A 14,948-nucleotide genomic window follows, 5' to 3' on the forward strand; every position below is an offset into this window, starting at 1 on the left:
GCGAACGATCCGCCTCCTCCGGAGCAACCACAATTTAACGGCCTCTTCCGTTAATCGGCAGGCGGAAACGGAGTGGGCTCGACCAATGACCATGGCAGCGGACGGAGCCCGGCATGCCGGTTTGAGCGGATCGTCCCGAGCGACGGCGTTTCTCGCGCTGTTCGTCGCCACGATCTTCCTCTCGGCCCTGCTGCTCTTCGGCGTCCAGCCGATGTTCACCAAGATGGTGCTGCCGGTCCTCGGCGGCTCGCCCTCGGTCTGGTCCGTGGCGATGGTGGTGTTCCAGTCCCTGCTTCTGGCCGGCTACGCCTATGCCCATGCCCTGGCCCGCTACCTGCCGCTGCGCGTCGCCGCCCCGCTCCACCTCGCCGTGATGGGCTGCGCCCTGGCGGCGCTGCCGATCGAACTGGGTGCGGGCTGGGGCAAGCCGCCCGCCGATGGGGAAGCCGTCTGGCTGCTCGGGCTGTTCCTCGTTTCGGTGGGCCTGCCGTTCTTTGCCCTGTCGGCGAACGGGCCGCTGCTGCAGGCCTGGTTCTCGCGCTCGAACCACCCCCATGCGCGCGACCCGTACTTCCTCTACGGGGCGTCGAACATCGGCTCTTTCGCGGCCCTGATCGCCTATCCCCTCGCCATCGAGCCGCTCCTCACCCTGCGCGACCAGAGCCGGGTCTGGATGCTGGGATTCGCGGTTCTCGCCGGGCTGATCGCGATCTGCGCCGCCGCAGCCGCGCGCAACGCCTCGGCCCCGTCCCGGATCGCGGCCGGCGTCGCGACGGCCTCCGCCACCCGGCGTGAGATCTGGCGCCAGCGGTTCGGCTGGATCGCCCTCTCCCTGGTGCCCTCGGGCCTCCTCGTCTCGGTGACGGCGCACATCTCCACCGATGTGGCGGCCGCGCCCCTGCTCTGGGTCGCGCCCCTGGCGCTGTTCCTCCTCACCTTCGTCCTCGCCTTCCGCGAGCGGATGGTCCCGTCCCAGACCGTCCTCGCCTGTATCCAGGTCTTCGGCACCGCGATGGCGCTCCTGCCCATGACGGCGGCGTTCCCGCTCGGGATCGGATTGGCGCTCCATCTCGGCCTTTTCTTCGTCAACGCCATGATCTGCCACGGGGCGCTCTACACGCGCCGCCCGGATGCGTCGCGGCTCACCGAGTTCTATCTCTGCCTGTCCTTCGGAGGCATGCTCGGAGGCATCTTCTGTGGGCTTCTCGCGCCGCGCATCTTCTCCACCGTCCTCGAATACCCCATCCTGCTCGTGGCCGCCCTTCTGTGCCGCCCGGACCTGTCCATCCTGTCCGCCGCGTCCTGGCGCGAGAACCGGCGGTCGCTCGCCATCCTGGCTGGGCTGATCGTGCTGGCCCTCCTGATCAACCTGACGATCCTGCCACGCTCCTGGCTCATCGTCGGCGCCCTCTGCCTGATGGGGGCGATGATCGCATTCTGGCGCAAGCCGCAGAACGTGGCGCTTCTGGCGATGGGCCTCGCCCTGTTCTCGGCCACGGTCAGCGGAGCCCTGACCTCGGGCGCGTCGGTGCGCTCGTTCTTCGGGGTGCACAAGATCGCCACCTCGACGGACGGACATTTCCGCACCCTCAGCCACGGCACCACCCTGCACGGCGCGATGCGGATCACCAACGAGGACGGTACGCCGTTCACCGGGCGGCCCGAGCCGGTGACCTACTTCACCATGGAGGGCGGCATCGGCCGCGCGATCGCCGCCGTCCGGTCACGCCAAGGCGGACGCCTCGACACGGTGGCCGTGGTCGGGCTTGGTGCCGGCAGCCTCGCCTGCCATGCCCAGGCCGGCGAGGCTTGGACCTTCCTGGAGATCGACCCGGAAGTGGTCCGCATCGCGCGGAATCCCGCCCTGTTCCGCTTCCTCGGCGCCTGCGCCCCCGATGCGCGGATCGTCCTCGGCGATGCGCGCCTGACCCTGGCCGACGAGCCCGGCGGGAAGAGCCTGATCGTGGTCGACGCCTTCTCCTCCGACTCGATCCCGAGCCATCTCATGACGCGGGAAGCACTGGCGCTCTACGCCGCGAAGCTCGCGCCCGACGGCGCCCTCGTCGTCCACATCTCGAACCGGCACCTCGAACTGCGCCACATCCTCGCCCGCGCGGCAGCCGACAAGGGCCTCGTCACCTTCGTCCGCGACGGGCGCCTGATGGACAGCATCGACGGACCGCGCTTCCGTCAGGCCTCCATCGTCGTCGCCATCGCCCGCGACGAGGCCCATCTCGGGACGCTCGCCGAACCGGGCGAGTGGACGCGGGTCGTGCCCGACATGGGCCGCCGTCCCTGGAGCGACGATTTCAGCAACGTCGTCGAGGCCATGCTCGACGAGATGAGGCGATGAGGGGAAAAGCCGCGCCTATTCCGCCGCCGGCCGATCCAGCCTGAGGAGACGCGCGGACCGCGTCCGCAGGGGCCGGCGCTCGGGCTCGGCGCCCGTGACGAGGGACCGGCGGGCATCCGCGATGGCGCCGTGCACGGCGTCGATGGCCAGGATCAGGGCGTTCATCGCGCGGGTGTCGACGTTGCGCTCGCGGGCGTGCTGGACGACGTCGGTGACGAGGTCGTCGGTCTCGCGCACGAGGCCGTCGAGCTGCTCCCTCGTGGTGGCCGAGCGGATGTCCCTGAGGATGTCGAGGAGCCGGTCGAGGACCACGTCCACCCGCTCGCGGCGCTGGCGGGCGAGGCGCTGGCCGAGCCAGGCGATGCCGGAGCCGATGGTGCCGCCGAAAAAGGCGAGGAGGTAGACGTAATCCTCGTAGCGTTCGAACAGGGTCTGCTGCTCGCGCTCGAAATAATCGACCGCCCCCGGATGGTTGGGCAGGCGGGCGCTGGTGGCGGCCACCGACGTCTCGAAATCCGGGGCCTTCATCAGGTTGGCGATGGGCGCGCCGGGCGCCAGCTTCGAGCGCCATTCGAACAGGTGCTGGGTGACGGAGGCCACCGAGTAGCGGCTCACTCCGCCCCGCGCCATCAGCCGGTAGGAAGCGCCCACCGTCTTCACGTCCTCCTCGGGGCGCTTGGGCCGGCCGCCGAACGTGCCGGCGGGGATCGTCGCCGATTGCAACTCGGGCATCCGCTGCACGATGGCGTCGCCATCGGGGACGGAGACGATGGTGATCTTCTTCTCGTGAGAGGCCATCTCCACCGCCCGGACCGTGGAGATGGCGGCCTTCGAGGTCGGCGCCGCGATGACGGCGACGGCATCCACGGTGCCGGCCAGCAGCGCCGCGGTCACCTCGCCGGGCTTGAGCGGCACCAGGGCGATATGGCCGGCGGCGAGGGCCTGCCCGGGCTCGGGCGTCGGTACGGCGGTGAAATCGTAGAAGCCGAGGAGGTTGGTGACGAAGGGCCGGTCGGCGGCGTGCCGCTCGACGATGCCGAGGCGCTTGGTCGCGAGGTCGGGGAAGCTCTCGATCGCGCTGGCCTCTGGGGTGGCGATGAGGAGCGTCTCCTCGTGAAGGAGCGCCAGGGTCAGGCCGTTATCGGGCAGGAACACGTCGGGCCGGACCACGGCGAGATCGGCGCTGCCGGCCTGCAGCGCGGCGGCGCTGTCGCGCACGTCGTCATAGGTCCGCACATTCAAGCGCACGTCCTCCCGCGCCCGTTTGAGGGCCTGGGCATAGGTTTCGAGCAACTGCGCCTCGGCCCCGTCGCGCGGACCGACCGCCACGGTAAGCACAGTCGGGCGCGACAGGTAGACCACGGCGGCCGCCAGCACGGCGAAGCCGAGGCCGAGCGCGACCAGGAGCCACTCGCGCTTCAGGAGGAATGCCGGCATGACATGCATGCGTCCTCTCGGGGTAAGACAGGCAACCGGTTCACGGTCGAGACGATGCGCCTCATGATCCTGAAACCTGTCCGAAGCGTGATGAACCGATGAGCGCTCGAAACGTTGCAGCGGGACGTACTGTGCCCTTGCGACAGGCAAAATCCACGCCCCGCGCGGCAAAACCTACGCCGCCGATCACGGCTGCGTATCTGGAGCGCGTCGCCCTGCAGTATCTGGAGCGCTACAGCGCCTCTGTGGCGATGCTGCGCCAGACCTTGGAGCGCCGGGTCGCCAAGCGGTGCCGGCTCCGGGACGAAGACCCCGCCGCCTTCGCCGAGACCGTCGCCGCCATCGTGGAGCGCGCCCGTTCCTCCGGCCTCGTGGACGACGCCCGCTTCACCGCCGCGCGGGCGGCGACCCTGCGCCGGCGCGGGGCCTCCGCCCGCGGCCTCTCGGCCAAGCTCGCCGCCAAGGGGGTCGACCGGACGCTGATCGCCGAAACCCTGGAAACCGAGCGCGACCGGGGCGAGGAGGAGGGCACCGATGCCGAGGAGGTGGCCGCCCGTGCCTACGCCAAGCGCCGCCGGCTCGGCCCGTTCCGCCGCCCCGACCTCCGCGCCGCCCACCGGGACAAGGATCTCGCCTCCATGGCGAGGGCCGGGTTCTCGTACGGATTGGCGAAGACGATCGTCGACGAGGAGGTGAATGCGGAGGACGGGCTCGGCCGGTGATGGCCGTCCCTCCGTGAGCCGAGTCATGCTTCCCCTCTCCCCGCGTGCGGGGAGAGGGCTTCATGCCCCCTCGTCGGGGCATGAAGCGAGGCGGCAGCCGAAGGTGAGGGGGCCGAGCCGTACACGCCTCATCCGGATTCGCCCCCTCACCCCCGCTCACCCCCGCTTCGGCTTTCGCCTGCGCTCGCCGCATGGACGACAAGATCCATGCGGCCCTCTCCCCGCCCGCCGGGGAGAGGGAACAGCACCCTGCGACATTTCCGACTGGTCGCGACAAAAACTTGAACGAAACACGAACGACGCGCATGTCCCTGTCATGGACGAGACCCTCGCCAAGAAGCTGCGCATCCTGGCCGATGCCGCGAAATACGATGCGTCCTGCTCCTCGTCGGGGGCGCCCAAACGGGTGGCCGGCAAGGGCGAACTCGGCTCGACCACCGGCGCCGGCATTTGCCACGCCTACACGCCGGACGGGCGCTGCATCTCGCTCCTGAAGATCCTGCTGACCAATTACTGCCTGTTCGACTGCGCCTATTGCGTGAACCGGCGCTCCTCCAACGTCGCTCGCGCCAAGTTCACGGTCGAGGAGGTCGTGACCCTCACGGTGGAGTTCTACAAGCGTAACTACATCGAGGGGCTGTTTCTCTCCTCGGGCATCATTAAGTCGCCCGACCACACGATGGAGTTGCTGACGCGGGTGGCCAAGAACCTGCGGCGCGACCACGGCTTTCGCGGCTATATCCACCTCAAGTCGATCCCGGAGGCGAGCCCGTGGCTGGTGGAAGAGGCGGGGCTCTATGCCGATCGCCTCTCGATCAACCTCGAACTCCCCACCGATGCCAGCCTGCACCGGCTGGCGCCGGAGAAGAACGGCCCGGTCATCCAGAACGCGATGAAGCAGATCGGCGCCCGGATTACCGAGGCGAAGGCCGAGAAGCGCCGCTTCTCGCCCGCCGGCCAGTCGACGCAGGTCATCGTCGGCGCGGACACCACGACCGACGAGGCGCTGATCCGCAAGAGCGCTCTCCTGTACGGCTCGTTCAACCTGAAGCGGGTCTATTACTCGGCCTTCAGCCCGATCCCCGACGGCTCCGCCATCCTGCCGCTGAAATCCCCGCCGCTTCAGCGCGAGCACCGGCTCTATCAGGCCGATTGGCTGATCCGGTATTACGATTTCTCCGCCGACGACGTGGCGGAAGCCGCCGAGGACGGCATGTTCTCCCTCGACATCGACCCGAAACTGGCCTGGGCCTTGAAGCATCGGGGGCGCTTCCCCGTGGACGTGAACCTGGCCGACCGCGAGATGCTGCTGCGGGTGCCGGGCCTCGGTGCGCGTGCCGTCGACAAGATCGTGAAGGCGCGCCGCCATACGCGGCTGCGTCTGGACGACGTCGCCCGCCTCACCTCCGGCCTGAAACGGGCCCGCCCGTTCCTGATCGCTGCCGATTACCATCCAGGGGCCGGCGGCACCGACCGGCTGGACCTGCGAGCCAAGCTCGTCGAGCCGGCGCGGCAGCTGAGCCTGTTTTGATGGACCGTGATGGTGAGCACCACCCTCCCCCCTCTGCGGGGGAGGGTGCCTGCGGAGCAGGCGGGAGAGGGGGCGACCTCTCCGGAGATGGCGCTCCCCTCTCCCGACCCTCGCTCACGCGAGGGCCACCCTCCCCCTCGGAGGGGGCAAGGTCGGGTGGATCACTCCAAACGATCACCCTCCACGAGGGCGCCGATCTCGATGGGTTCCGTGCCGCCGTGCGCCGGCTTGCAGCGTCATCGGTCCCGCCCGACGCGGTGGTCTGGTCGATCGGGCAGGCTCCCGGCCTTTTCGGAGAGGCCGCTCCGCCCGAATTCGGCCCCGATATCCCGTTGAGCCTGCCGCGTGCGGTGGCCGACCTGATCCGCATGGTCGTCCCGCACCGCGACCCCGAGCGCTACGCCCTGCTCTACACCCTGATCTGGCGCGTCACCCATGGCGAGCGCGGGCTGATGGAGGTGGGCAGCGACCCGCTGGTCCATCGCCTCGACCGGATGCGTAAGGCCATCGCCCGCGACCTGCACAAGATGCACGCCTTCCTGCGATTCCGGCGGACGGAGTCCGACGGCGCCGAGCGCTTCGTCGCCTGGTTCGAGCCGGACCATCACATCCTCGAGGCGGCGAGCACCTTCTTCGTCACGCGCTTCCGGTCGTTGCACTGGACGATCCTGACGCCGGACGGCTCCGCCCATTGGGACGGGGAGACCCTGACCTTCGGCCCGCCGGGACGTCGCGAGGATGCGCCCGAGGCCGACGGGTTCGAGGCCGGCTGGCGCGATTATTATGAGAGCACCTTCAACCCGGCCCGCACCAACCTTGCCGCCATGCGGGCGGAAATGCCGAAGAAGTATTGGCGCAACATGCCCGAGACCGCGGCGATCCCCGGCCTCGTCCGCGCCGCCTCAGCCCGCACGGAAGCCATGATCGAACGGGAGCCGCAGATGCCGACCAAGCGCAATCCCGCCAAGGCCGTCGCCGCGATGTCCGACCAGGATCCCGCCTCACTGGAGGAGCTCAACGCCATCATCCGGCGCTCCGAGCCCCTGGTGCCGGGCGCGACCCAGGCCGTCCTCGGCGAAGGCCCCGCCCATGCCGCCATCGCCTTTGTCGGCGAGCAGCCGGGCGATCAGGAGGACCGGCAGGGGCGGCCCTTCGTGGGACCGGCCGGGCAGCTCCTGTCCCGCGCCATGGCGGATGCCGGGATAGAGCGGAACGCGGCCTACCTCACCAATGCGGTCAAGCATTTCAAGTTCGAGGAGCGCGGCAAGCGCCGCATCCATCAGAAGCCCACCGCTGGCGAGGTGAGCCATTACCGCTGGTGGCTCGACCGGGAGCTGGATTTCGTGGCGCCCAAACTCGTCGTCGCCCTGGGCGCCACCGCCGTCCTGGCCCTGACGGGCAAGGCGATTCCGATCACCCGCGCCCGCGGCCCGGCCTCCTTCGGCAAGGCCTATGAGGGCTTCATCACCGTGCACCCCTCCTATCTCCTGCGCCTGCCGGACGAGGCCAAGGAAGACGCCTACGCGGCCTTCGTGGCCGACCTGAAACGGGTGGGCGACCTCGCGCGCGAGTTGGGGGCCTAGCAAGGCGACGGCGCCGCTGTGCTCGCCGCACCCGTCGGAATGCTATTTCGTCCGAGGGCGAAACCCTTCGTAGGTCATGTAGATCAGGATTCCGGCCGACACGGCGCTGGCCAGACTGTCCCAGAGTCAGTCCGTCGACGACCAGGGCCATCACCAGGCTGAGCAGGGTCAGGGCGGCGAGGATCGATGGGATGGCCCAGATCCGGGACCGGAGGAGCGGGCGCGTCTTCATTCCGTGGCTCCTGCGCCAGACGGCCTCGCGCCGGGCAGCACCTGCTCGCCTGGCGTCCTCCATCGCCTGCGGGCGATCCAGAGATAGAGCCCGCTGCCGAGGACGACGAAGATACGCCGCCTCTGCACGAGCTGCGGCGGTCGCCTGCTTCGAAACAGCCGGACCCAGAAACTCGACGGCCTGTTCGTGCCGGGACGCGTCGGCCTGGGGGCACCCTATGAGGGAGGCGAAGGGTTCGGGCCGCGCATGAGGCTGCTCGCTCTCGGGATCTCCGGGTCGATCCAACCCCGACCCGTGGTAGCGTTCGACGCCGTCGGGAGGGGATTTCCCCATGGCATCCGATCCGACCGGATACGGACGCCATGGGCCGGCACGGCTCTAGTTCGGGATCAGCTCGCGGGCCGGGCCGCCGGTCTCCTGGCCACGGGCCTGGGCATAGCCCGGCAGCGCGGGGTTCTTGGCGTTTCCGCTGTCGGTGTCCGGCCCGCCGAGCCAGTACGCCGACTGGGCAGGCGCCGGGATCGAACCGGTGATCGTCGGGCTTTCCGTCCGATGCGGGGCGGGCCGGGCCTCAGAGGCACCGGTCAGGGTGGCGAGCGTGCAGGCGGACGCGAAAACGACGGCCGAAACGGTCTTGATCAACGTCATGTCAGGTCTCCGGTGGTTGCTGCTCGATCCGGTCTCGTCGAGCAGCGATGTCGGACAGACGACGTCTTCGGCTGCTTATTCCATGCCCCTGTCGAAAAATTCCAACGCTATGATCGGGACCAAATCGCGTGAACGAATACGCGATGCCGGGTGCAACGTTTTTTCGTGGGAACGCGGAATAAACACGATTTCGCGGCGTCCATGCCCCTGTCGCCGGCCCCGAAGCACGTTCGGTCCGGCCAGCGTACCGACGGGAGCCCCGCCCATGCCAGGAGACAGGAGATGATGGACATGATGCGCCTCATCGAGCCGCTGATCCCGGCCCTGCGCCGCTACGCGCACGCCCTCCTTCGCAATCCGACCGATGCCGACGATCTGGTGCAGGATTGCCTCGAGCGGGCCGTCACCCGCTGGCACCAGCGCCAGGCCGACGGCGACGCGCGGACCTGGCTCTTCGCCATCCTCCACAATCTCGCCGTGACGCAGATGCGCCAGCGCGCTCGCCGTGGCGCCCACATGCCGATCGAGGACATTGCGGAGGCTAACCTCGCGGTGGCGCCGACCCAGGAGAGCGGCCTGCGCCACCGGGACCTGATGACGGCGCTCGACGCGCTGCCGGAAGAGCAGCGCAGCGTGCTCCTGCTGGTGACGGTAGAGGGCCTGTCCTACGCCGAGACCGCCGACATCCTCGCCATTCCGACCGGGACCGTGATGTCCCGCCTGTCCCGGGCCAGGGACCGGATGATCCAGTCGATGGACGGTACCGAAGCCTCCGTCCCCGCCAAGCGCCCGCTCCTGCGGAGGGTGAAATGACCATGCGTCCGATCGGTGACGACGATCTACAGGGCCTCGTGGACGAGCGGCTCGACACCGCCCGGAAGCGCGAGGTCGAGGCCTATCTCGATGCCCATCCCGAGGCGCGGGCACGGGTGGCGCGGATGATCGCCCTGCGCGAGGAGATGCGGGCCGCCTTCGCGCCCATCGCCGCCGAGCCGGTTCCGGCCCGGCTCAACCTGGCGCGGATCGTCGAGGCGCGCCGCCGGCCGGCACGTCCGATCTGGCAGGTTTTCCCCATCTGGCAGGCGATGGCGGCCGGGCTGCTCCTCCTCGTCGGAGGCGCCGGTGGGTGGGGCCTGCGCGACGTGGTCGCGCCCGTGCCCACCGGCATCGAGGCGCTGGCCCAGTCCGCGAGCATGAATTACGCGGTCTATGCGCCCGACCACACCCGCCCCGTCGAACTCGCCGCCGCCGACCGGGACGAACTCGCCGGCTGGTTCACCGCCCGGATGAAGCGGCCGGTGGCCGTGCCGGACCTGAGCGGCTCCGGTTACCGCCTCATGGGCGGGCGTCTCGTCGCCACGCAGCAGGGACCCGCCGGGCTGCTGATGTACGACGATGGGCACGGCGCGCGCTTCGTCATGTTGATGCGGCCCATGAGCGTTCCCGGCAACGCGCCGATGCGCGCCCACACGACGGAGACGTCGAACGGCTACGCCTGGGTCCAGGACGGGCTCGGCTACAGCCTCGTGGGGGCGGCCGACCCTTCGATCCTGCACCCGCTCGCCAACGAGATTCGCCGCGCCACCGCGAAAGCCATCTGAAGGCCCGCCATGTCCCTTCTGAACGACCTCACCGGGGCCGATTCGGCCTTGAGCCCGCGTGCCGCTTGTCTGCGCCTCGCCGCCATTGGGGCGCTCGTCGCCGGCACGACGGGGGCCTTCGCCTATGCCGGCGGCTGGCTCTCTCCGGGGGACCTGACACAGGCGCGGATCGTCGACCGTTTCGAGCAGGTGAATGGCCCCCATCCGGGCTTTCGGCGCAACCACGCCAAAGGGCTCTGCCTCGCCGGGCGCTTCGTGAGCAGCGGCCGGGGCGCGGGTGTGTCGACGGCGTCGCTGTTTACCGCGGGACGGGTGATGCCCATCACCGGCCGCATCGCGCTGGCCGGCGGCCAGCCCTACGCGGCGGACGCGGCCACGACGGTGCGCAGCCTCGCGCTGCGCTTCCACCTGCCCGACGGCGAGGAATGGCGCACCGGCAACAACGACATTCCGGTCTTCCCGGTCCGCAGCCCGGAGGGGTTCTACGCGCAGCTTCTCGCCGCCAAGCCCGATCCGGCCACGGGCAAGCCCGATCCCGAGGCGCTCAAGGCGTTCTTCGCCGCGCATCCCGAGAGCGCGACAGCGGCTTCCCTGATCAAGGCGCGGACGATCACCTCGGGCTTCGCCGACGACACCTTCCGGAGCCTGAACGCCTTCCGCTTCATCGCCGCGGACGGGACCCGGACGCCCGTCCGCTGGGCGTTCGTGCCGGAGCAGGCCGCGACGGCGGAGAGCCCAGCCCAGAGATCACGCGCGGACAAGAACGTTCTGTTCGACGACTTCGAGTCTGCCGTCCGTCGGGCGCCCGTGCGGTGGCATCTCGTCGTCACCCTGGGGCAGCCCGGCGACCCCACGGCCGATGCGACGCGTCCCTGGCCGGTCGAGCGGCAGAGCCTGGACGTCGGGACCGTGATCGTCGCGGACACGCAGTCGGAAGCGGACGGCAATTGCCGCGACGTCAATTTCGATCCTCTCGTCCTGCCCGCCGGCATCGTGGGATCGGACGATCCGCTGCTCAGCGCCCGTTCGGCGGCCTATGCGCAATCCTTCACGCGCCGCGCCGGCGAACCGAAAACGCCGAGCGCCGTCCAGAACACGCCCGCAACGGGAGCCGGATTGTGAGCCACACCGCGCGCTTCAATCGGCCGGCCCGGCTGCTGCACTGGACCATGGCGGCCCTGATCCTCGCCATGCTGTTCATCGGCGTGGCGATGGTGACCTCGCTGGCGCATTACCACACCCTGGTCGCGCTGCACCGCCCACTCGGGATCGGCATCCTGGTCCTCGCGCTGCTGCGTCTGCTCAACCGCTGGCGCCATCCCCCGCCCGGCCTGCCGTCGGACCTTCCGGGCTGGCAGCGGCGGGCGGCCCATGTCTCGCACGTCCTGCTCTATGGGCTGATGCTCGTCCTGCCGCTGGTCGGCTGGGCGATGCTGTCGGCGGCCGGCTATCCGATCGGGCTCGCCGGCTCCCTCGTCCTGCCGCCGATCCTGCCGCGCGATCCAAGTCTCTATGCGTGGCTCCGTCCGCTTCACACAATCCTGGCCTACACCCTGTTCGGTCTCATCCTCGCCCATCTGGGGGCGGCCCTGATGCACGGTTTGATCCGCCGGGATGGGGTTTTCTCCAGCATGGTCCCGGCTCGGCCGTCCCGTGTCCGCTGATGTGGCACGAAGCGGCCCGCGAAACCGTCATGCCAGAAACGAAACCGGCCGGTCGGTCGATCTCGGGTGCCGATCGGGCCGGTTTTCCCGATCGTGGGGGTGAGGGTGTGACCAGCGTCGCAGGGGTCGGGGATGCCGGATCGCCCGATAGGGTGTCGAACACGAATGGGGCCCCGACCATTGCCGGTCGCGACCCCATATTTGTTTCGCGTTCGGCTGCGACACCAGATCGTCGATGCTCGTTCACACCGAACGTCTGGCGTCATGCGTTTCGGACAAGCCTAAGCTTTGTCCGAAGGCACGGACTGGATCAGCTCCAGGTGAACTCGTTGGTCAAATGGGCCATGGGTGCCTGGCCGGTCACTTCGGTCACGTCGATGCCGGCGCCGATATTGCCCTCGCCCCAGACGATGTTGCCCGGATTTCCCGCGTTCTGATACGAGGAATCCGTCACCACCGTACTCTCGTTCACGCCCCAGAGTAGGGCGTTCGAGAGCGGGTTTCCACGCCCCTGGTCCTCCGCGATGTTGTCGAAGGAGCGGGTGAACTCGAACGTGTTGTTCTGGCCGTAATCCGCGAAGGCGCCGTTGCCCATATGGATCGCGTCGACGTTGCGGACTGTGCCGTTGTTCGATCCCTCGAAGATGACACCCTGGCCGCTCGGTGAGTTGTTGCCGTCGATGACCCCGTTCGAGACGGTGACGTTGTCGCTGTAGTAGATCGAGATGTTGTCCTCGGTCCAAGCGACGTTCGGATCGTTGTGGACGTAGAAGTTGTTGAGGGTGCTGTCCGGCGACTGGCCCATCTGCACGAGTTGCCCGCGGGGGAAGGGCCCGCGCATATCGTACCCTTCGATGTTTTCCAGTTCTGCACCCGGCGAGTATTGGATGAGCACGCCCGTCGACGTGTCGTGGAACGTGGCGTTCGACACGCTCAGGTCTTCGGCCTCGAAGGCCGAAATCCCGTAATGGTCCGGGGTCCGCTCGGCGCCCGTCTCGGGGGCGCCCACGTTGAAGACCTCCACGTTCTGGATATCGACGTTGTCACCCTCCATGACGCGGATGCCGGCGCCTTCCTCGGTGCCACCGTTTCCATTGATATGGATGCGGACGTTCTCGACCGTCACATTGTCCACGTGATCTATGTCGATGCCGGGACCGCTATCGACATAGATGTCCATGTCGCGGATGACATCGCCTTCCCGGGCGACGATCGTCCCGTCATGGCGTGTCAGCGGAGCCGTGTCGTCCCCGGGCACCGGATCGGATGGCGGCGCGACCACCGGAGGCTCCTCGGGCGAGGGCGCCGGTCCGACGTCCGGAACCACCGGATCCGGTCCCTCGGAGACGGGATCCGGTTTGCCGACGTCCGGCGCCGGGTCCGAGACGCCCTGGCCGAAGTCGTTCGTCCAATGCGCCATGGGCGCCTGGCCGGTCACTTCGGTCACGTCGATGCCGGCGCCGATATTGCCCTCGCCCCAGACGATGTTGCCCGGATTTCCCGCGTTCTGGTACGAGGAATCCGTCACGACCGTGCTCTCGTTCACGCCCCAGAGCAGGGCATTCGAGAGCGGATGTCCACGCCCCTGGTCCTCCGCGATGTTGTCGAAGGAGCGCGTGGAGTCGAAGGTGTTGTTCTGGCCGTAATCCGCGAAGGCGCCATTGCCCATATGGATCGCGTCGACGTTGCGGACGGTGCCGTCGTTCGATCCCTCGAAGATGACCCCCTGGCCGCTCGGCGAGTTGTTGCCGTCGATGACGCCGTTCGAGACGGTGACGTTGTCGCTGTAGTAGATCGAGATGTTGTCCTCGGTCCAGGCGACCTTCGGATCGTTGTGAACGTAGAAGTTGTTGAGGCTGCTGTCCGGCGACTCGCCGAACTGTACGAGCTGGCCGCGGGGGAAGGGCCCGCGCATATCGTAGCCTTCGATGCCCTCGAGTGTGGCGCCCGGCGAGTACTGCACCAGGATGCCCGTCGACGTGTCGTGGAACGTGGCGTTCGTCACGCTCAGAGCCTCGGCCTCGAAGGCCGAAATCCCGTAATGGTCCGGGGTCCGCTCGGCGCCCGTCTCGGGTGCGCCCTCGTTGAAGACCTCGACGTTTTGGACGGTGACGTTGTCACCCCGCATGATACGGATGCCGGCACCTTCCTCGGTGCCGCCGTTTCCATTGATATGGATGCGGACGTTCTCGATGGTCACGTTGTTTACGTGATCGACGTCGATGCCGGGCCCGCTATCGACATAGATGTCGAGGTCGCGAATGACATCGCCTTCCCGGGCGACGATCGTCCCGTCATGGCGTGTGAGCGGAGCCGTGCCGGCGCCGGATTCCACCAGATCCGGACTGTCGGAGAGGGGCTCCCGGCTGCCCATGTCAGGAACCGGGCTCGAAATGCCGTTCTCGGTGAAGCTTGAAACGAAGTCGTATGTCGGGCTCGACCAGAGACCCGTATCGAAGGTGGAACGCTCCTCGTCTTGCGACGCGACGTCATGATGCGAATGCTGCATTCGTTTTCCAGTTGTGTCTGCGATCGGTCCTGATGCCGATCCTCTCAATCCGCGCCGATTCTGGTCACGGATCCCCCTCAGCGTCGGCGTTGTCCGCTGACACTATTCCCAAGATTATTATCGCAATGATGAGCGAATAATCGGATTTGTTGATTTATCGGGCAGTACTAAGAAGAACTTCCTCTATGTTTTCCGGCAAATGTACAGATAGGTACACTTCGGTAATCTAGTACTTTATTGATACAACAAATCTTAGTGAGCAGAACTTGTTCAAAATGTGTCGCGGATGATTTTCGATCCTGTCGAGCGGCTCACCGATCGTGCCGGAGGAGAGGGGGGAGGCATGCCGGTGCGTGCACAGCGCGGACCCGTTTCTACCGGACGGAAGCAGGGTCCCGGCCCGGCGATCAATCATCGGATCGAGAGCGGTGGAGCTGGGCGGCGGGAGTTGGGAGGAGGCCGTCTTCACCCGAAGGCGGGAGGTGGCCTCGGATGCTGCCGGCCGCACCGAGCGGGTGGGTGCAGGCTCGAATGCCCGAGCTGGCGGGGCCACTGTCGCTCAAGACGGACGTAGTCCCGATGCGCACTTCCTCGCGGAGCCCAAGGCCGCGATGATACGGGTGGTGAGCTCCCGATCAATACAGTCGATTGCAACACTCTGGATAGCG

11 protein-coding genes are annotated in these 14,948 nt (G+C 68.0%); 8 read left to right on the forward strand and 3 right to left on the reverse strand.

The window, feature by feature from the left end; genetic code table 11:
* Window positions 1-85: 85 nt before the first annotated feature.
* Window positions 86-2,353 carry a fused MFS/spermidine synthase gene (locus tag ASF34_RS12120; RefSeq protein WP_082494158.1) on the forward strand — a complete coding sequence of 756 codons (2,268 nt, stop codon included), beginning with the start codon at window positions 86-88 and terminating at the stop codon, window positions 2,351-2,353.
* Between the two features lie 15 nt (window positions 2,354-2,368).
* Here ASF34_RS12120 and ASF34_RS12125 read toward each other — a convergent pair whose 3' ends face one another.
* Window positions 2,369-3,799, reverse strand: a complete 1,431-nt coding sequence (locus ASF34_RS12125; RefSeq protein ID WP_056161344.1) for a TAXI family TRAP transporter solute-binding subunit — start codon at window positions 3,797-3,799, stop codon at window positions 2,369-2,371.
* An 89-nt stretch (window positions 3,800-3,888) separates the two neighbouring features.
* Between ASF34_RS12125 and ASF34_RS12130 the strand changes: the two genes are divergently transcribed.
* From ASF34_RS12130 to ASF34_RS12140, 3 genes are all read left to right on the forward strand, one after another.
* The gene (locus tag ASF34_RS12130; protein WP_082494159.1) at window positions 3,889-4,512 is read left to right on the forward strand and encodes a RecX family transcriptional regulator; all 624 of its coding nucleotides are present in this window, start codon (window positions 3,889-3,891) and stop codon (window positions 4,510-4,512) included.
* Between the two features lie 316 nt (window positions 4,513-4,828).
* On the forward strand, window positions 4,829-6,043 hold the full coding sequence (locus tag ASF34_RS12135; protein ID WP_056161349.1) for a putative DNA modification/repair radical SAM protein: 1,215 nt from the start codon (window positions 4,829-4,831) through the stop codon (window positions 6,041-6,043).
* Window positions 6,044-6,216: 173 nt separating this feature from the next.
* Complete coding sequence (locus tag ASF34_RS12140) at window positions 6,217-7,626, forward strand: UdgX family uracil-DNA binding protein (protein WP_056162020.1); 1,410 nt, start codon at window positions 6,217-6,219, stop codon at window positions 7,624-7,626.
* A 610-nt stretch (window positions 7,627-8,236) separates the two neighbouring features.
* Here the strand turns inward: ASF34_RS12140 and ASF34_RS12145 are convergent.
* Window positions 8,237-8,506 carry a hypothetical protein gene (locus ASF34_RS12145; RefSeq protein WP_056161352.1) on the reverse strand — a complete coding sequence of 90 codons (270 nt, stop codon included), beginning with the start codon at window positions 8,504-8,506 and terminating at the stop codon, window positions 8,237-8,239.
* 282 nt (window positions 8,507-8,788) lie between these two features.
* Between ASF34_RS12145 and ASF34_RS12150 the strand changes: the two genes are divergently transcribed.
* The 4 genes from ASF34_RS12150 to ASF34_RS12165 are packed head-to-tail and all read left to right on the forward strand — an operon-like array spanning window position 8,789 to window position 11,771.
* A complete protein-coding gene (locus tag ASF34_RS12150; protein ID WP_026176215.1) occupies window positions 8,789-9,319 on the forward strand; it encodes a sigma-70 family RNA polymerase sigma factor in 531 nt (176 codons plus the stop codon).
* Window positions 9,316-10,107, forward strand: a complete 792-nt coding sequence (locus ASF34_RS12155) for an anti-sigma factor family protein (RefSeq protein ID WP_056161354.1) — start codon at window positions 9,316-9,318, stop codon at window positions 10,105-10,107. Before ASF34_RS12150 ends, ASF34_RS12155 begins: the two co-directional genes overlap by 4 nt.
* Window positions 10,108-10,116: 9 nt before the next feature.
* Window positions 10,117-11,229 (forward strand): catalase family peroxidase, encoded by a 1,113-nt coding sequence (locus tag ASF34_RS12160; RefSeq protein WP_056161356.1) that lies wholly within the window; start codon window positions 10,117-10,119, stop codon window positions 11,227-11,229.
* Entirely contained in the window at window positions 11,226-11,771 is a 546-nt protein-coding gene (locus ASF34_RS12165) for a cytochrome b (RefSeq protein ID WP_056161358.1), read from the forward strand. The genes ASF34_RS12160 and ASF34_RS12165 overlap by 4 nt, the downstream gene beginning before the upstream one ends.
* A 310-nt stretch (window positions 11,772-12,081) precedes the next feature.
* Here the strand turns inward: ASF34_RS12165 and ASF34_RS12170 are convergent, their stop codons facing one another.
* Window positions 12,082-14,280: a right-handed parallel beta-helix repeat-containing protein gene (locus ASF34_RS12170; protein ID WP_056161360.1), complete on the reverse strand. Its 2,199-nt coding sequence runs from the start codon at window positions 14,278-14,280 to the stop codon at window positions 12,082-12,084.
* Between the last annotated feature and the right edge of the window lie 668 nt (window positions 14,281-14,948).

Origin of the sequence: Methylobacterium sp. Leaf106, from assembly GCF_001422895.1 — a bacterium.
GTDB lineage: Bacteria > Pseudomonadota > Alphaproteobacteria > Rhizobiales > Beijerinckiaceae > Methylobacterium > Methylobacterium bullatum.